The 18,631-nt window shown below is 68.8% G+C and carries 11 protein-coding genes, 1 tRNA gene and 1 pseudogene; 8 read left to right on the top strand and 5 right to left on the bottom strand.

Annotated elements, in window-relative coordinates; all coding sequences use genetic code 11:
• Positions 1 to 42 precede the first annotated feature (42 nt).
• From ACGFIB_RS25995 to ACGFIB_RS25985, 3 genes are all read right to left on the bottom strand, one after another.
• Positions 43 to 1,020, bottom strand: coding sequence for a ribose-phosphate diphosphokinase (locus ACGFIB_RS25995; protein WP_142571176.1), 978 nt, complete (start codon positions 1,018 to 1,020; stop codon positions 43 to 45).
• A gap of 253 nt (positions 1,021 to 1,273) precedes the next feature.
• Positions 1,274 to 2,752 (bottom strand): bifunctional UDP-N-acetylglucosamine diphosphorylase/glucosamine-1-phosphate N-acetyltransferase GlmU, encoded by a 1,479-nt coding sequence (gene glmU / locus ACGFIB_RS25990; RefSeq protein ID WP_357240767.1) that lies wholly within the window; start codon positions 2,750 to 2,752, stop codon positions 1,274 to 1,276.
• A gap of 181 nt (positions 2,753 to 2,933) precedes the next feature.
• Positions 2,934 to 3,004, bottom strand: a tRNA-Gln gene (locus ACGFIB_RS25985).
• A 521-nt stretch (positions 3,005 to 3,525) separates the two neighbouring features.
• On the opposite strand from ACGFIB_RS25985, the gene ACGFIB_RS25980 reads away from it, so the two are divergent.
• The 4 genes from ACGFIB_RS25980 (at position 3,526) to ACGFIB_RS25965 (ending at position 9,006) form a co-directional block, all read left to right on the top strand.
• On the top strand, positions 3,526 to 4,464 hold the full coding sequence (locus tag ACGFIB_RS25980) for an acyl-CoA desaturase (protein ID WP_393375665.1): 939 nt from the start codon (positions 3,526 to 3,528) through the stop codon (positions 4,462 to 4,464).
• A 247-nt stretch (positions 4,465 to 4,711) separates the two neighbouring features.
• Positions 4,712 to 5,680: a TetR/AcrR family transcriptional regulator gene (locus ACGFIB_RS25975; protein WP_357241208.1), complete on the top strand. Its 969-nt coding sequence runs from the start codon at positions 4,712 to 4,714 to the stop codon at positions 5,678 to 5,680.
• A gap of 222 nt (positions 5,681 to 5,902) precedes the next feature.
• Positions 5,903 to 7,999 (top strand): RNA degradosome polyphosphate kinase, encoded by a 2,097-nt coding sequence (locus ACGFIB_RS25970; RefSeq protein WP_393375662.1) that lies wholly within the window; start codon positions 5,903 to 5,905, stop codon positions 7,997 to 7,999.
• A gap of 23 nt (positions 8,000 to 8,022) precedes the next feature.
• On the top strand, positions 8,023 to 9,006 hold the full coding sequence (locus ACGFIB_RS25965) for an NUDIX hydrolase (protein ID WP_393375660.1): 984 nt from the start codon (positions 8,023 to 8,025) through the stop codon (positions 9,004 to 9,006).
• 252 nt (positions 9,007 to 9,258) lie between these two features.
• Here the strand turns inward: ACGFIB_RS25965 and ACGFIB_RS25960 are convergent, their stop codons facing one another.
• Together ACGFIB_RS25960 and ACGFIB_RS25955 are read right to left on the bottom strand one after the other, a co-directional pair.
• On the bottom strand, positions 9,259 to 10,716 hold the full coding sequence (locus ACGFIB_RS25960; RefSeq protein WP_393375657.1) for a CYTH and CHAD domain-containing protein: 1,458 nt from the start codon (positions 10,714 to 10,716) through the stop codon (positions 9,259 to 9,261).
• A 57-nt stretch (positions 10,717 to 10,773) separates the two neighbouring features.
• Positions 10,774 to 11,532: a trans-aconitate 2-methyltransferase gene (locus ACGFIB_RS25955; protein WP_393375654.1), complete on the bottom strand. Its 759-nt coding sequence runs from the start codon at positions 11,530 to 11,532 to the stop codon at positions 10,774 to 10,776.
• A gap of 83 nt (positions 11,533 to 11,615) precedes the next feature.
• Here ACGFIB_RS25955 and ACGFIB_RS25950 point away from each other — a divergent pair, with 83 nt between their 5' ends.
• From ACGFIB_RS25950 to ACGFIB_RS25935, 4 genes and pseudogenes are all read left to right on the top strand, one after another.
• A complete protein-coding gene (locus tag ACGFIB_RS25950) occupies positions 11,616 to 12,140 on the top strand; it encodes a MarR family winged helix-turn-helix transcriptional regulator (protein WP_142571171.1) in 525 nt (174 codons plus the stop codon).
• A gap of 502 nt (positions 12,141 to 12,642) precedes the next feature.
• Positions 12,643 to 14,370 carry a trypsin-like serine peptidase gene (locus ACGFIB_RS25945; protein WP_393375651.1) on the top strand — a complete coding sequence of 576 codons (1,728 nt, stop codon included), beginning with the start codon at positions 12,643 to 12,645 and terminating at the stop codon, positions 14,368 to 14,370.
• 1,842 nt (positions 14,371 to 16,212) lie between these two features.
• Entirely contained in the window at positions 16,213 to 17,769 is a 1,557-nt protein-coding gene (locus ACGFIB_RS25940) for a trypsin-like serine peptidase (protein WP_393375648.1), read from the top strand.
• Between the two features lie 524 nt (positions 17,770 to 18,293).
• Positions 18,294 to 18,631: pseudogene (locus ACGFIB_RS25935) on the top strand (trypsin-like serine peptidase); the annotation flags it as partial.

The raw sequence follows: 18,631 nt of genomic DNA, 5'->3' as shown, positions 1-18,631 counted from the left end.
GCCCCCGGACGGCCGTCCGGCCGGACCGGGGGCCCGCACCGCTCAGCTGTCGCCCTCGAAGAGGCTGGTGACGGAGCCGTCGGTGAAGACCTCGGTGATCGCCCGGGCGATCAGCGGGGCGATCGACAGGACCGTGAGGCTGTCGAACCTCTTCTCCTCCGGGATGGGCAGCGTGTTGGTCACGACCACCTCGGAGATGCGGGAGTTCTTCAGACGATCCACGGCCGGGTCGGAGAAGATGGCGTGCGTGGCGGCCACGATGACGTCGGTCGCGCCGTGCTCGTACAGCGCGTCGGCCGCCTTGCAGATCGAGCCGCCCGTGTCGATCATGTCGTCGATCAGCACACAGGTCCTGCCGCGCACCTTGCCGACCACCTCGTGCACCTTCACCTGGTTGGCCACGTCGAGGTCGCGCCGCTTGTGGATGAACGCCACGGGCGTGCCCAGGCTGTCGGACCAGCGCTCGGCCAGCCGTACGCGGCCGGTGTCGGGAGAGACGATCGTGGTGGTGGCGGGGTCGAGCTTGCCGCGCAGGTAGTTGATCAGGACCGGCAGCGCGAACAGGTGGTCGACCGGGCCGTCGAAGAAGCCCTGGATCTGCGAGGTGTGCAGGTCGATGGACATCATCCGGTCGGCGCCCGCCTGCTTGAACAGGTCGGCCATCAGCCTGGCGGTGATCGGCTCGCGGCCGCGGCCCTTCTTGTCCTGCCGGCTGTAGCCGTAGAACGGCATGATCACGGTCACCCGTTTGGCGGAGGCCCGCTTGAGCGCGTCCACCATGATCAGCTGTTCCATGATCCACTGATTGATCGGCGCGGTGTGACTCTGCATGACGAAGGCGTCGCAGCCGCGTACGGACTCCAGGTAGCGCACGTAGATCTCGCCGTTGGCGAAGTCGCGCAGCGCCGTCGGCGTGATCTCGACGCCGAGGGCGTTCGCGACCTCGTCGGCCAGTTCGGGGTGGGACCGGCCGGAGAAGAACATGAGGTTCCGCTCACCGGTCGTCTTCTTGCCGCTCATGCCGCGCTCCTCGCGTGTCGAGCCTGTTCGCCGTACCGGACCTGGTTTTTCTGAGGCCGGGCCGGCCATAACGCCGCTCCCTCGCCTCGCCCGGGGCCCGCAAACCCCTTCGCCCGGTCGATGTGGTCGGTCACGGTGTCCTCCTGGCCTGGCCCTTCGGCGCTACGCGGTCAGACCGCGCCTCGTACTCTTACCTGTCCCCGTACGGCCCCCGAGGGAGGCGGCCGCAGGTGGTCCTGATCGCCGGCCCTGGTCACCGGCCCTGGTCATCGGCGGCGTCTCCGCCGTTCGCCGCGGCCGTGTCGCGCGCTTCGATCGCCCGCACGGCCGCCTCCGCCGACTTGGTGCCGGCGCGGCGGCGCGTCACCCAGCCCTCGACGTTGCGCTGTTTGCCGCGGGCGACCGCCATCGCCCCGGGCGGCACGTCGGACGTGATCACGGATCCGGCGGCCGTGTACGCTCCGTCCCCGATCGTGACCGGGGCGACGAGCATGTTGTCGCTGCCCACGCGCACGTGGTCGCCCACGACCGTGTGGTGCTTGGAGACGCCGTCGTAATTGACGAAGACGCAGGCGGCGCCGATGTTCGAGCCGACCCCGATGGTCGCGTCGCCGACGTAGGTCAGGTGCGGCACCTTGGAACCCTCGCCGATCCGGGCGTTCTTGGTCTCGACGAACGCGCCGATCTTGCCCTTGCCGCCGAGCACGGTGCCGGAGCGCAGGTAGGCGAAGGGCCCCACGACGGCGCCGGGGCCGATCTCCGCGCCGTCGGAGACGGTGTTGCGCACGACGGCCTCCTCGCCGACGACCGTGTCGGTCAGCGTGCTGCCCGGCCCGACCTCGGCTCCCGCCCCGACCCTGGTGGCGCCCTTGAGCTGGGTGCCGGGGTGGATCACGGCGTCGGGCTCCATCTCGACCCCGGCGTCGACCCAGGTGCTGGCCGGGTCGACGACGGTCACGCCGGCGCGCATGTGCGCCTGGAGGATGCGGTCGTTGAGCACGCGCCGGACGAAGGCGAGCTGGACGCGGTCGTTGACGCCCTCGACCTCGGCGTGGTCGGCGGCCACGTGCGCGCCCACCCGGTGGCCGTGCTCGCGGAGGATGGCCAGCACGTCGGTCAGGTACTCCTCGCCCTGGGCGTTGGCCGCGCCGATCCGCTTCAGGCCGTCGGCCAGGAGCGCGCCGTCGAAGGCGTACACACCCGAGTTCATCTCGGCGATCGCGCGCTGCTCGGGGGTCGCGTCCTTCTCCTCGACGATCTCCAGCACCGCGCCGTCCTCGGCACGCACGATCCGGCCGTAGCCGGTCGGGTCCGGGACGACGGCGGTCAGCACCGTGACGGCGTTGCCGTCGGCGGCGTGCCGTTCGAGCAGGGCCGCCAGGGTCTCGGTGCGCAGCAGAGGCGTGTCGCCGTACGTCACCAGGACGGTGCCGTCGATCGGGCCCTCGGCTTCGAGCGCGGTGCGCACGGCGTGGCCGGTGCCGTTCTGCTTGTCCTGGACGACCGTGCGGGCGTCCGCGGAGCTCGTCGCGAGATGGGCGCCGACCTGCTCGCGCGCATGCCCGATGACCACGATCAGCCGCTCGGGCGACAGGCCCCGCGCTGCGGTGAGCATGTGGTCGACGAGCGCGCGGCCGCAGACCTCGTGAAGGACCTTGGGGGTTTTCGATTTCATCCGGGTGCCCTCGCCGGCGGCGAGGACGATCACGGCTGCCGGGCGCGGCACACTCACGGACTGAGGCTCCCTCGGCGTCGCGGCTTACTACACGGATCAAGACTGTACAAATCGGGCGCGGCTTCCACGCGTCCACTACCCAGGAACCGCATGGTCACCCGCTCGACAAGGTGAGCTTACCTGCCGTGCCCCGGAAGGGAACCAGCCCCCCTGGGGCTCGAACGGCCGAACGAACAGGCTCCCGGGGGAGGATTCGAACCTCCGTTGACAGAACCAAAATCTGTAGTCTTGCCCCTAGACGACCCGGGATGGGCGTAAAGTGCCGTTTTGCCGGATTCCGACCGCCGTCGGAGTCCGCACTCAGGATACAGAGCCGTCCCCCTGGCGCGCGCCCCAAAAGTTCAGCGCATCGTCGGCCCATCCTGTTATGACCGCCCCGTACGACCAGCCCGTACGACCGCCCTGCACGACCGGCCCCTACGACCGGCCCGTACGACCGCCCGTCACCGGGCACGTTCGCGGGTCGATGCGGCCGTCACCACCCGTCCGCCTGACACGCCCGCACATGGCTCCGCGGCATGGCGAAGCCGGATGTTACCGGGTGGGCATTCAGGGCAGAGCGCCGTCGACGCCGCGGCATCGGCGACGCGGCCGGAAGCGAGCATGAGGCACTACCAGATGGCCGACCGTTGGTGCAAGGCGTGGATTCGCCACCAGATGCGGCCCGGAGCGTCACCTTCCACACATTCGCTCTTAGGGATTCCTAACTTACGATGGCGTAGGTTACGGTTGCGTAGCCAAGAAGTTCTTCCTATCTCGTGAGGTAGCCCATGACCATCCTGACCGAACGTCCCTCACCACAGCCGAAGCCGGACTTCGAACCGCAGGGCAAGAGCAAAGCCGACCTGGTCGTCTTCGCACTCGTCGTCGGTCTTCCGGTCGTCGCGGTCATCGCCGCCGTGCCGTTCACCTGGGGATGGGGCCTGGGCTGGACGGACCTCGCCATCGCGGCCGTGTTCTACGTCATCTCCGGCTTGGGGGTCACGGTCGGGTTCCACCGCTATTTCACCCACGGCTCCTTCAAGGCCAACCGGCCCCTGAAGATCGCCCTCGGGATCGCCGGCAGCCTCTCGCTGGAGATGTCGGTGCTGGACTGGGTCGCCGCCCACCGCAAGCACCACAAGTTCTCCGACAAGGAGGGCGACCCGCACTCGCCGTGGCGGTTCGGGCCCGGCTTCAAGTCGATGTGCAAGGGCCTGCTGTACGCGCACGTGGGCTGGCTCTTCGAGGTCGAGCGCGTCAACCGCGCCAAGTACGCCCCGGACCTGCTGAAGGACCCGGACATCATGAAGCTGCACCGATGGTTCCCGACGATCGCGATCACGTCCCTGCTTCTCCCGGCTGTCCTGGGCGGCCTCATCACCTGGTCGTGGCAGGGCGCGCTGACCGCCTTCTTCTGGGGCACGCTGATGCGGATCGGGCTGCTGCACCACGTGACCTGGTCGATCAACTCCATCTGCCACGTGTTCGGCGAGGAAGTGTTCGAGTCGCGCGACAAGTCCCGCAACGTCTGGTGGCTGGCCATTCCCTCGTTCGGCGAGTCGTGGCACAACCTGCACCACTCCGACCCCACCTGCGCCCGGCACGGCGCGCTCAAGGGCCAGATCGACCTCAGCGCGGGTCTCATCCGCTGGTTCGAGAAGGCCGGCTGGGCCCACGACGTGCGCTGGCCGACCCCCGAGCGGCTGGCGGCGAAGCGACTTGGCTGACGACTCAGTCAGCGCTGTCGGCAGGGCCGCTCTACGGAACGCGGCGGCCCTGTCCCTGGCACCGGCCTCCCCCGGATCGGCGCCCTCTTCTGCGGCGGCGCCCGTCACCTCCGCTCTTCCGGCACCCGCCCGGACCGGCACTCGTACGGCCCCCGCCTCCGCGGTGGCCGTACCGGCGCGTCGGGCGGCTTCTCCCCGGAAAACGGCAACCGGTCCGAGCCGGGTTCGGGCCGCCGGACCCACCATGATGGAACCCGTGAGCGAGTCCTCTCGATCCCGCAGACGCATGACCGGCGCGGAACGGCGCGAACAGCTGATCCAGGTCGGCCGCGCCCTGTTCGCGGACAAGGGCTTCGACGGCACCTCGGTCGAGGAGATCGCGGCCAGCGCCAAGGTGTCCAAGCCCGTGGTGTACGAGCACTTCGGCGGCAAGGAGGGCATCTACGCCGTCGTCATCGACAGGGAGATGCAGCGCCTGCTCAGCCTGGTCACCCAGGCGCTGTCGGCCTCGCACGCCCGCATCAAGCTGGAGCGGGCCGCGCTCGCCCTCCTTCAATACATCGAGGAGAGCAGCGAGGGCTTCCGGATCCTGGTCCGCGACTCCCACGCCGCCTCGGGCACGGGCACCTTCGCCAGCCTGATCAGCGACATCGCCAGCCAGGTGGAGGACGTGCTGGCGGACGAGTTCAAGGAGCGGGGCTACGACCCCAAGCTCGCGCCGATGTACGCCCAGATGCTCGTGGGGATGACCGCGCTCACCGGCCAGTGGTGGCTCGAGGTGCGCAAGCCGCGCCGCGAGGAGGTCGCCGCCCACCTGGTGAACCTGTCGTGGAACGGCCTGACCGGTCTGGATTTCAATCCCGCGCTCACGGCCGCGACACGCGGCCTGGTCCTGTCCCCTCCCACGGAGACCCGTACGGCGAGACCCGGTGAGCGCGAGTCGAAGGACCAGGAGAAGCTCCGCCGCGAGCAGGAGAAGGTACGCGAGCGAGAGCAGCGCGAACGCGCCAAGCAGCTCGAACGCCAGCAGCGTGAGCTGGAGAAGGCCCAGGAGCGCGAGCAGCGCGAGCGCGCCAAGGAGCTCGAACGGCAGATGAAGGAGCAGGACAAGCTCCGCCGCGAGCAGGAGAAGGCGCAGGAGCGTGAGCAGCGCGAGCGGGCCAAGGAACTGGAACGCCTGCAGCGCGAGCGGGCGAAGGGACTCGACCGGCACTAGCGCGGGGAGATCCGACCGTCCCGGCGGCGGCTCGTGGAGCTTGCCGTAACACCGCGGAAAGCCGCTCGCGGCGGCGGTCGTGACGCTCGAAGACGGTCGGCGACGCGCGGGGGGCATCAGGGAGAACGCGGCCTGGCGGAACCGGCCTGACAGAACCGGCCTGACGCTTTCGTTGCGGTGAAGTTAACATTCCGTTCAACGACTTAGGGCATATTTCGTTATATGTCCGCCCAAAGCTCCCCCGCCCATGAGCCGGAAGAGGCCGACCTCCCCGCGCGCACCCCGCTGCCCAACGAGCGATTCCTCAACCGCGAGGAGAGCTGGCTCCATTTCAACGAGCGCGTCCTGGAGCTGGCGGAGGACTCCTCGGTGCCGCTGCTCGAACGCGTCCGGTTCCTCGCCATCTTCGCGAGCAACCTGGACGAGTTCTTCCGGGTACGGGTGGCCGGGCTCAAACGGCGGATGGCGACCGGCCTGCTGCTCCGGACGACGGGCGGGCTGAAGCCGAGCGAGGCGCTGTCACGGATCGCGACGGTCGCCGACGAGCTCGCACGCAGGCACGCGGCGGTCTTCCACGATCTCATCTGCCCTGAGCTCGCCCAGGAGGGCATCGCGATCGTCCGCTGGGACGACCTCGCCGGGGACGAGCGGACGGCGCTGCGCAAGCTCTTCCGTGAACGGATCCGGCCGGTCCTGACACCGCTGGCCGTCGATCCCGCACACCCGTTCCCGTACATCTCGGGTCTTTCGCTGAACCTGGCCGTGACCGTGCGCAACCCGGAGGACGGCCACACGGTGTTCGCGCGGGTGAAGGTCCCTTCGAAGCTCCCGCGGTTCGTGACGGCCTCGCCGAACCGGTTCGTCCCGCTGGAGGACGTGATCGCGGCCCACCTGGGCGAGCTGTTCAAGGGCATGCAGATCGTGCAGCACCACGTCTTCCGGGTGACCAGGAACGAGGACCTGGAGGTCGACGAGGACGTCACCGAGAACCTCATGAAGGCGCTGGAGCGTGAGCTGCTGCGCCGCCGGTTCGGACCGCCGGTGCGGCTGGAGGTCGAGGACACCATCACCCCCCAGGTGTTGGAACTGCTCGTGGACGAGCTCGGCGTGTCCGACGACGAGATCTACCGCCTGCCCGGGCCGCTCGACCTGACCGGGCTGCACGCCATCGCCGACCTCGACCGTCCCGAGCTGCACTACCGGCCGTTCGTCCCGGCGGAGGCGATCAGCGCCGAGGACGATCTGTTCGCCGTCCTGCGCGAGCGCGACATCCTCCTCCACCACCCGTACGACTCGTTCGCGACGAGCGTGCAGCGGTTCGTGGAGGAGGCGGCGGTCGACCCGGACGTGCTGGCGATCAAGCAGACCCTCTACCGCACCAGCGGCGACTCGCCGATCGTGGACGCGCTGATCGACGCGGCCGAGGCGGGCAAGCAGGTCGTGGTCGTGGTGGAGATCAAGGCGAGGTTCGACGAGCACGCGAACATCTCCTGGGCGCGCAAGCTGGAGACGGCCGGGTGCCACGTGGTCTACGGCGTGCTCGGCCTGAAGACGCACTGCAAGCTGTCGATGGTGGTCCGCCAGGAGGCGAGCGGCGAGCTGCGGCGCTACTGCCACATCGGCACCGGCAACTACAACCCGAAGACGGCCCGGCAGTATGAGGACTTCGGCCTGCTCACCGCCGACCCGCAGGTGGGCGAGGACGTCACCGACCTGTTCATCCACCTGACCGGCTACTCCCACCAGTCCGAGTATCGCCGGCTGCTGGTCGCGCCCGACTCGCTGCGCCAGGGCCTGCTCGCCCGGATCGAGCAGGAGATCGCGCACCGCGGGGCGGGCCGCGCCGCCCGGATCCGGATCAAGACCAACTCGATCGTGGACGAGCCGATCATCGACGCGCTGTATCGCGCCTCGCAGGCGGGGGTGCCGGTGGACCTGTGGGTTCGCGGCATCTGCTCGCTCCGCCCGGGTGTGCCCGGCCTGTCGGAGAACATCCGCGTACGCAGCGTGCTCGGCCGCTTCCTCGAACACTCCCGGGTGTACGAGTTCGGCGGAGGGCGGCGGCCGGAGATCTGGATCGGCAGCGCCGACCTGATGCGCCGCAACCTGGACCGGCGGGTCGAGGCGCTGGTCAAGGTCACCAGCCCGCAGCAGCGCAGGTATCTGTCCGATCTGCTCGACCTGGCGTTCCTGGACACCACCACCGCCTGGACGCTGCACTCCGGCGGCAGGTGGCTGCTTCACCGGGGCGAGGTCGATCTCCAGCACCACCTGATCGCCGGGAGGCGCTGGCGGACGGTGAACGACGTGACGGAGTGACGGCCGAGGGCATGGTCAGGGGTATGGCCAAAGGCATGATCAGGGCGGCCGGGGCGGTCGTCTGGCGAGGGAACGAGGCCGACCCGGAGGTCGTCCTCGTGCACCGGCCGGCGTACGACGACTGGAGCCTGCCCAAGGGGAAGCTCAGGCGCGGTGAGCACGTGATCGCGGGGGCCCTGCGCGAGGTGCGGGAGGAGACCGGCCTTCGGGTCGTGCTCGGCCGCGCGCTCCCGCCCGTGCACTACATGCACGACGGCCGGCTCAAGCGGGTGGACTACTGGCTCGCCCACGCTCTCGACGACCCGACTGCGGCCGACGGCGACCAGATGACGGCCGTCGGGGACCAGATCGCGGCCGATGGCGACGAGGTCGACGAGGTGGTGTGGCTGCCGGTCGAGGAGGCGCGGCGGCGCCTCACCTACGCCTGGGATCGCAGCCTGCTGCGCGCCGCCGGCACCGCTCCCCTCCTCACCACGCCGCTGATCCTGGTGCGGCACGCGCTGGCGGGCTCCCGGCGGGAATGGAGGGGCGACGACGACCGGCGCCCGCTGGACGAGCGCGGCCGCGCCCAGGCCGAGGTCCTGGCCACGGTGCTGGGGGCCTACCGCCCGTCCGTCCTGGTCAGCTCGCACAGCAGGCGCTGCACCCAGACGCTCAGGCCGTACGCCGATCGGCACGGGCTGGAAATTCGCGAGGAGAGGGCGCTGTCGGAGAGCGGCTACGACCCGCGCGAAGCGGAACGAACCGTGCGCGGTCTGCTGGCCGCGCACGAGCCCGCGGTGTTGTGCAGCCACGGCAAGGTCCTGCCCGAACTGCTGGGCATGGCCGGCGAGGCGCTGCGCGGGGTGCGGACCGCCGACCGCACCCTCGCCAAGGGCGGCTTCGCCGTACTCCACCGGGCGGTGGACCGCGCGGGCGCCGTCGACGATGATGACGACGACGACGTAGCCGAGCACGTGCTAAGCCTCGAGCGCTACACCACCCCCCCCCCCCGCGTGATCTTGTAGTTTGTCGCACGGACTGCCACTGACCTGGCGAAGAACGCTCCGTGATCTTGCAGTCGTCGGCACCGGACATGGGCCGACCAGGGACTACAGAGTTCCCGATCTTGCACTTTGCCAGCGGCTGCAAGATCACGAAGAGAGATTGAGCGGGTCAAGCCATGACAGTTGATCGTTTGCAAGATCACGCGCGAAGACCGCGCAGCTCACCGGCCATGCGTGCGACAAACTACAAGATCACGCGGTTAGGTGGGGTGGTCAGGGGAGGCGGGACCAGACGGCGGGGAACTCGTCCAGAGCCCGGGCCGCCTCGGCGCTCTCGATGCCCGCCAGCGCGCCGTAGGTAAAGGTGTCCTCCCCCGCCTGCCGGGCCCTTTCGGCCTCCTCCAGCAGCACGCTCTGGGCGACGATGCCGTCCCGGTGCCGTCCGAGCACCTCCTGCACCTGCTTGGCACGCTCGGCCGCGCCGGACATGCCGGCGGCCTCCGCCGTGTATCGGGCGCGCTTGGCGGCCTTGCGCACGTCGTGCATGGCCGTCTCCCGTTCCGCTCCCTCCTCCATGCCCTGCGCCGCCTCGCAGGCGTCGATCACCCGCCGCCAGTTCCTGTCCACGATCTTCGGCAGGGCCTTGTCCGCCTTCTTGGCCGCCGCGGCCGTCAGCGGCGGGTCGGCGGCCAGCGCGTCGAGGGCGTCGAGCAGCGCGAAGTAACGGTCCTCGCTGAGCGCACGCCGGATGCGCTCGTACGCGTCGTGCTCCCTGGCCCGCAGGTCGTCGCCCAGCCTGCGGCGCGCGCCGGCGGTGACGAAGCGGGGGTCGAGACCGTCGAGACGGGTGGCGAAGCGGGCCCCGATGACCTCCAGGTCACGGGCTTCGCCCAGCACCTCACCGAGCCACCTGAGCTCCTCCTGAAGGTTTTCGGTGCCGGTGACGATCCGCTTGAACGCCTTGAGCGCGCTGCGCAGGCGGCGGCAGGCGACCCTGGCCTTGTGGACCGCGTCCTCCTCGGCCAGCCGTACGTGCGGGTCTCCTGCGGTCAGGGCGTCGGCGTTGGCGCGGAGGTAGGCGACGACGGCCTCTCCCGCCGAGCCGGGCTCGGGCCGGGTCCTCGGCGACGGCGCGGGTATGCGGTCTGCCAGCACCCGCGCGAGTTTGCTCGCGCTGTCCGCGGGAGCGGCGCCCGCCTTACGCAGCCGCTTGGCCACCTTCGCGAGCAGGTCGCGCTCGCCCTCCTTGAGCTCGGCCTCGACCTCGCGCCAGCGCCGCACCACCGGCTCGTCCCCGAGCACCGTGCCCTTCACCCGATCGTCGGCGATCTCCACGAGCACCGTGCCGCCAGGACCGAGCAGCCGGGTGATTCCCCGGCGGGTCTCCAGCTGGGCCACCGGCGCGAGCGGGGCACCCCGCGTGTACGCGAGGACGAGGCTCGCCAGCTCGGCGGGCACCACCTTGGCGCCGCGGGTGAGCGGCCGGGTGATCTCCTGACGGGCGCCCTTGGCCTTGGGCAGCTTGAGATGCCAGCCCTCGTCGTCTCCGCCCCGCCGCCGGCGCAGGGTGACGCCCCGGGCCGCCAGCCGCAGGTCGGGGGTGTCGAAGTAGACCGCGGTCAGCCGGTGGGACAGCGGCTCGGACACCCCCTCACACCCAGGCACTCCGCCGAGGTCGGGCAGGGCGAAGCCCTCCGGAACGTCGAACTTGTCCTCGATCTCCAGCGCCACTGTTCCCCCCGAATGTCGCGCTTCGCGGTCATACTGCCACGCGAAGGTGAACGGATCTCACAGGTGCGCGGCGACGAAGATCCGCCGGAACAGGAACGGCGTGCCGTACGGCCTGGGCGGGTAGGCGGCGCGCAGGACCCGCGCGCAGTCGGCGAGGAAGTCGGCGTGGCGCTCGGTCGGCAGCCGGTCGAGCATGGGCCGCAGGGCCGTGCCCTTGATCCAGCCGAGCACCGCGTCCTCGCCCGGCAGCACATGCACGTAGGTCGTCTCCCACGCGTCCACCGTGAAGCCGAGGCCGGCGAGCAGGTCCACGTAGTCGGCGGGTTCCCCCACCGGCGCGCCCCGCGGCACGTCGCCCAGCTCCTCCCGCCAGGTCGTACGGCACAGCTCGCGCACGACGGCGTGACTGGGCGCGTCGAAGTTTCCGGGCACCTGGAAGGCGAGCCAGCCGCCCTCGGTCAGGTGGCTTCTCCACCGGCGCAGCAGGTCGGGGTGCTCCGGGATCCACTGCAGGAGCGCGTTCGAGACGATCACGTCGACCGGGCGCGGCGGGCGCCAGTCGCGGACGTCGGCCACCTCGAACGTCGGCCCGGGCGGCGCCTTGGCGATCATCGCGGGCGAGGAGTCGACGCCGTGCACACGGGCACCGGGCCATCGATCGCACAGGGTCGCCGTGAGCTCCCCGGTGCCGCAGCCGAGATCGACGACGTACTCGGGCGATCTGGCGCCGACCCGGGCCACGAGCTCGTGGAAGGGACGTCCGCGCTCGGCCGCGTACCGCTCGTAGACCTCCGGGTCCCAGATGTCCGCACCCATGCCGATCCCTCCTTTATCTTGACATCGAGATAAATCGATATCGCGGGAGATATCTCGATGTCAAGAGAAGCTAGACTCGGCCCATGACCTTCCAGAGGCCCGTCGAGGACGAGGTGGACCGGCTGGTCGCGGCCTGGAAGCAGGAGCGCCCGGACCTGGATGTGACACCTCTCGAGGTGCTGAGCCGGGTCTCCCGATTGAGCCGGCACCTGGAGCGCGCGCGCCGCGCGGCCTTCGCGTCGCATGACATGGAGTCGTGGGAGTTCGACGTGCTGACGGCCCTGCGCCGGGCGGGCGAGCCGTACGAGCTGAGCCCGGGGGCGCTGCTGCGCGCCACCCTGGTGACCTCGGGCACGATGACGAACCGCATCGACAGGCTGGCCGCCGCCGGGCTGGTCATCCGGCGCCCCGACCCGGAGGACCGGCGCGGCGTGCTGGTAAGGCTGACCCCCGCCGGGGTGCACCGCGTGGACGCCGCCTTCGCCGACCTGCTGCGACGTGAACGCGAACTGCTCGCGGGTCTCGAACAACACGAACAGCAGGCTCTCGCCGCCCTGCTGCGCACCCTTTTGGTCCCCTTCGACGCCCCCGACGCGGCCACCCACTGATCCTGCGGAGCCGCGGCCACCCCGTTCGGCCGGCAAAAGAGGCCACGCTCGACGGCCGTCGCCACCGAGGCGCGAACGGGCCGCCGGGCATTGGCGGGATTTGAGACCGGCGGATGCCCATCAGAGCCAAGACCTGCCCATATTTGCCCTTTGGCGCTTATGCCGCTTTCGACAGCGCATTGGACGTTGCGTCAACGCGCTATTGACTCATTCCCTCTCGGCATAGATATGGCCATATCGGTGTGAGTTTGGTCACAGCAATTTCTTGGACCGATCCAGTCCCAATCACGGCCGTAGGCGGGCGAACGGTCTGTGATCAGCAGAGACGGGACCCATGCCGTCAGGGCGACGCCGCCACCCCGCGGAGGCCACGACCCTTCGGACATGGAGCGGAAACTCAGAAATGTCTGTCATCAGGGGCTTTATCGTTATAGCTTCCCATCGTTCCTTCACTGACGCATGGGGCGCAAGTGACGCCTCACGACAGACCAGGGAGATCCACTTGAAACGCACTCTCGCTCTCGGCGGCGTCGCGGCCGGCCTGCTGGCCTCCGCTGCGATCGCGGCCCCGGCTCACGCCGACTCGGTTCCGTCCGTCAACCTCGCCAAGACCAACCTCGCCGCGAAGGAAGTCGCCGCGTTCTGGTTCGGTCAGGCGCGGGCCAACCTGATCAACGCCACGCCGTACACCGCGGAGACCAAGGTCGCCGCCAAGCACGTGTCGACCGGCGGCGCCTCCGCGGACAGCAAGGCCGGCGTTGTCGGGTCCAGCGGCGACCAGAAGGCCGCCACCGGCACCACGAAGAACGTGAACCTGCCCAAGACCACGGGCAAGGTGTTCTTCATCGGCGCCGACCACAAGCCGCACTGGTGCTCGGCGACCGCCGTGCAGTCGCAGTACAAGAACCTGGTGGCGACCGCGGGTCACTGCGTGTACGACACCAAGTCCAACGCGACCACCCTCGACCGGTGGGTCTTCATCCCCGGCTACTACGAGGGCAAGACCCCCTGGGGCATCTACGTCGGCAAGACCGCTTACACGCACTACGACTACAGCGTGTACGAGGACGGCGACCGCGACTACGCGTTCGTCACGGTCTACAACGGCGTCCAGGTCACGGACGTGAGCTACGACCACGGCCGCGACGACCACCACGGCCGTAACGACCACCACGGGCGCGACGACCACGGCAACCACCGTGGCGGACGAGGCCACGACGAGCACAGCTCGCACGTGGGGCCCGTCTCCGTCCGGCAGTTCCAGGCCCTGAACCGGGGCAGGAGCCTCACCGGCAACGGCCCCTGGGCCAAGGGCACCGGCGCCCAGACTCACGAGATCAGCGAGTACGCCTACCACAGCCACTCGGACTCGTACGTCAGCCGTGACGGCAAGACCCTCTACTTCCGCACGAAGGTCTGGGACCGCGACGACCACGGTCACGGCGGCCACGGTCACGGCATGCCCGCTTCTGCTGGCGCGGCCCTCTTCAAGGCAGGCCCCGGTGGAGCTGGCGGACCTGCCGGCCCCGGTGGGCCCGGTGGACCTGGTGGAGCTGGCGGACCTGCCGGCCCCGGTGGACCTGGCGGACCTGGTGGAGCTGGCGGCCCCGGTGGACCTGGCGGCCCCAAGCCGTCCCCCAGCCCGTCGCCGAGCCCCTCGCCGTCGGCCTCCCCGTCCCCGTCTCCTTCGCCGAGACCGACCCACACGGGCAAGCCGAAGCCGAAGTACAAGTACTACGCCCGGACGTTCTGGGCGCAGAGCCGCGACGACCACAAGGCGCACGGCACGCTGAAGATCACCCTGAAGGACGTCGGCGCCCTTGGGTCCAACGTCGGTGGTCAGGGTCTGGCCTACAACCAGAAAATCGGCACCGCCGTCTTCCAGTTCGGTTACCCGAGCGGGTCGCACCCGGACGGCAACTACGCCTTCACCGGCAAGACCCTCAAGTGGGCCTACGGCAAGACCTTCAAGGCGAGCGCCGCGGCCGTCAAGGGCGAGGAGCTCGTGGGTCTCAAGTCCTCCTTCACGGGCGAGGGCGCCATCGGCTCGTCCTGGCTGTACCGCTACAGCAGCGCCAAGCGGCTCGGCTACCTCAACGGTGTGACCATCGGTGTCTCCGACACCGACGGGAACGGCCGCATCGACACCAGCATCTCGCCGTACTTCGACGGTGAGACGCTGGCCGTCTACAAGACCGCCGCGGCCAACTGGTCCGGCAAGATCGTCTGAGTCTTCGGCTCCTGACGTTCAGGAGGGCCCGGCTGTCCGCAGCCGGGCCCTTTCCTTTTGCCCGATCACGCCAGCCCCGTGCCGATCCGCGCGACGAGAGCGGGCAGCGCCGGACTCGCCTCGACGCACCGGCCGCGGTCCGGTCTCGGTGGGCCGGTCGGACGTCGCCGGCCGTCCGCCCGGCGACCCTGATGCCGCTGTGGAACCGCTGGTCCCTGCCGCCCTCGGGCCGCGGGTACGGGAACGCGCCGGCCTGACCCCGCGCGTACGGCCGTCACGATCTACGTCATGATCCAGGCCCCTGTCGTCCACCTTCAACCAACCGCCGTGACCACCGGCACCAAGACCCGGGGACCACTCAGCGGAACACTCCCAGCCGGCCACAGCGGCCCTGGGTGGGCCCGTCTCGGGCACGGGCACATCCAGGGCGCCGTGGAATGAGCGGACGGCGTGCAGGCGTCAACGGCTTTCCATGCCGTGCTGTCCATGCCGTGCTTGTTATGCCGTGCTGCCCACGCCGACCTGCCCGCGCGATGCCGCCCTCGCGATGGCCCCCGCGCCACCGCGATCCGGGCAGCCGATCGTCATGCCGAGTTCGCGGGATACGGCGTGCGGACTTACCTCGCACACGGGCATTACGGAACGCACGTCTGCGGGGGTCGGGGCCGCCCTTGCCGACGCCGCCGATACGACCCATCGGAAACCACCCGCATAAAGCGCGGCCGGGTCTCGGTAAATTCAATCGATCAGAACCATTACCACTTACGGCACAGCTAAGCCGAATGTGGAGAGCATTCAACGAAATACGGGGAGGAACCGTCGAGAAAACAGGCGACAAGTCAGGACCGCCGAGTTGACGGAGCTTCCCCACCGACCCTCTGAGTCGCACCGCATTATGGAAAGAAAGACATCTGGGCGGCTCTCGTCTTTCTTCTCCGCACGAAGACTCGCAGGTGCGGGAAGTCATCGAGGGCAGCCGGCCCAGGAAAGCCGGACATCAACGACACAGCATTCTACCTGCGCAAACACTGCCGACCTCCGGGCGAAGCGCCTCCGTCGAGCACACACGGCGCCCGCGTCTCACCTTCTCGGCGGCAGGCACACAATCGCCGCCGGCATCCTGGGCGAAATCCCCGTGATCGTGATTTGCGTCACCCTGAAACGCCTGTCCAGCCATACAGAGAATGCGCATGACAATCGGTATGGCGATTCCCGACGGGGCACTGCCGACGTTCCGCACATCCCTCTTCGACCGCCCCGGAAGGCCCGGCGGATATCGAAGATCCGATCAGCTGGCTTACCGCATGGTAACCGCCCGTTCCGGGAGGACCCAGGAACCCTTCAGCAAGGCTCTCACCACACCGCGGTCACCGCGTCGCGACGACGCTCGGGGTCCCGCGAAACCGGAGCCGGCCGAGGCGAGGCCCGGTGACCCCGAGGCGGCCGCGCCATAATCACTGGCGGATCGACGTGCCCATTCGTACTTCCTCCTGATCGTGCACTCGCATCCCCCTGGAGGGGTTACACGGACCACAGTCCAGGCGAACGAGCACATTCCGACGCGATCCTCCGGGCATCCGGTTTCGCGCAAACCTGTGAGTTACATCACACTTTCCGGTGGTCGATCCAGTGCGGAGCGTCACATGCATCGCCTCACACGGTTCATGATCAGCCCCTTTTCAGGTTTCGTTCAGGAAGCGGCCTAAGGCATCGGGGTTGGCGGCAATGAACGAACCGACCAATTCCACTTACGTCACTCCAATTGGTCGTATAGCTTTCTCCCCGTTCCTCACTGACGGATGGGGCGCAAGTGACGCCTCACGACAGACCAGGAGAAATCTAATGAAGCGCACTCTCGCTCTGGGTGGTGTCGCCGCTGGCCTGCTGGCCTCCGCTGCGATCGCCGCCCCGGCTCACGCCGACTCGGTTCCGGCCGTGAACCTGGCCAAGACCAACCTCGCGGCCCAGCAGGTCGCGGCGTTCTGGTACGGCCAGGCCAAGGCCAACCTGATCAACGCGACCCCGTACGCGGTGGAGACCACGGTTTCCGCCAAGCACGTGTCGACCGGCGGTGTGTCGGCCAGCGACAAGGCCGGCGTGGTGGGTTCCAGCGGCGACCAGAAGGCCGCCACCGGCACCCTGAAGAACGTCAACCTGCCGAAGACCACCGGCAAGGTGTTCTTCATCGGCGCCGACAACGAGCCGCACTGGTGCTCGGCCACCTCGGTCCAGGGCCAGTACAAGAACCTGGTGGCGACCGCGGGTCACTGCGTCTACGACACCAAGTCCAACGCCGCGACCCTCGACAAGTGGGTCTTCATCCCCGGCTACTACGAGGGCAAGACCCCCTGGGGCATCTACGTCGGTAAGACCGCTTACACGCACTACGACTACAGCGTGTACGAGGACGGCGACCGCGACTACGCGTTCGTCACGGTCTACAACGGCGTGCTGCCGACCGAGGTTCGGGGCACCGGCCACGGCTTCTACGGCGTCTACGAGGACTACTTCAAGGCCTCCAAGGTCAAGAAGGCCATCGAGGCCAAGAAGGAGACCGGCTGGTCGGACCTGAAGATCGAGTCCATCGTCGACCTCAAGAGCCCGACCGGCAAGGGCAAGCTGGGCGACCGGCGGAACTTCGGTTCGGAGTGGGTCCAGGTCGACCAGGCCACGATCGACAAGTCGGTCGCGGACGGCGAGCTCGGCGACAAGGCCCCCGAGGCCTTCCCCGCCGGCACCGGCGTCAAGGTCGACCCCAGCAACAAGGGTGAGTTCGACGCGGCCTACGCCGCGGCCAAGCCGAAGGGCAAGGCCGGCTACACCACCCAGGACCAGAAGAACGGCTACGCCTGGAGCGCGGACGGGAAGACCCTCTTCCTCAAGCGCAACGGCATGACCTACACCAAGCGCACGTTCTTCGTCAACTACGACGTTGACTACAAGCTCGGTGGCAAGAAGCTGTCGATCGCTCTCAAGGACGTCGGCACGCTGGGCTCGAACGTCGGTGGTCAGGGTCTGGCCTACAACCAGAAGATCGGCACGGGCGTCTTCGAGTTCGGTTACCCGAGCGGGTCGCACCCGGACGGCAACTACGCCTTCTCCGGCAAGACCCAGAAGTGGGCCTACGGCAAGACCTTCAAGGCTGCCGCTTCGTCGATCAAGGCCCAGGAGCTGGTGGGCATCAAGTCCTCCTTCACCGGCGAGGGCTCCATCGGTTCCGCGTGGCTCTACCGCTACAGCAACGCCAAGCGGCTCGGCTACCTCAACGGTGTGACCATCGCGGTCTCCGACACCGACGGTAACAACCGCATCGACACCAACGTCTCCCCGTACTTCGACGGTGAGACGCTGGCCGTCTACAAGACCGCTGCCGCCAACTGGTCCGGCAAGATCGTCTGATCTTCCCCCCGGTAAAGCAGAGTCAAGGAAAGGGCCCGGCCTCCCGCCGGGCCCTTTTCCGTTGCTCCGCCCCCCGGCACATCGCGCCTTTGCGCAGCGTGCGATCGAGCGGCGGTCCGGCAGGTGGATCACTGTCAACGGGTGACGATCAATCGACACGCGGGGTGCCGATTGCCGTCGCGTCGGGGAACTTTCTCGGGACCGGGCCGCCCCGCAGCGCCCACCCCGTGACCGCGTGACGGGGCTACCCCTATCTCCGGTTTCCCTTTAGAACCGTGATTTACATCACAGCAGTGCCCGACTCGGCGCAGCGCGGAGAGCGGCGGACGCCCGTGCGTCACCTTTGCGATCAGCCAAAACGGCTCCGCCCTGCTCTGATCCGCCCCTTCCCAGTAGGGCACTCGCCTTCAGGACCACGGTCACGAGTCCACTTACGGCACCCCATTTCCTCCTATAGCTTTCTCCCCGTTCCTCACTGACGGATGGGGCGCAAGCGACGCCTCACGACAGACCAGGAGAATCTAATGAAGCGCACTCTCGCTCTGGGTGGTGTCGCGGCCGGCCTGCTGGCCTCCGCGGCGATCGCCGCCCCGGCTCACGCCGACTCGGTTCCGGCCGTGAACCTGGCCAACACCAACCTCGCGGCCCAGCAGGTCGCGGCGTTCTGGCTCGGCCAGGCCAAGGCGAACCTGATCAACGCCACGCCGTACACCGCGGAGACCACGGTTTCCGCCAAGCACGTGTCGACCGGTGGCGCGTCCGCCGACGACAAGGCCGGCGTGGTGGGTTCCAGCGGTGACCAGAAGGCCGCCACCGGCACCCTGAAGAACGTCAACCTGCCGAAGACCACCGGCAAGGTGTT

Origin of the sequence: Microbispora bryophytorum, assembly GCF_043197435.1 — a bacterium.
Taxonomy (GTDB): Bacteria; Actinomycetota; Actinomycetes; order Streptosporangiales; family Streptosporangiaceae; genus Microbispora; species Microbispora bryophytorum.
This window is presented reverse-complemented; position numbering and strand designations above follow the sequence as displayed.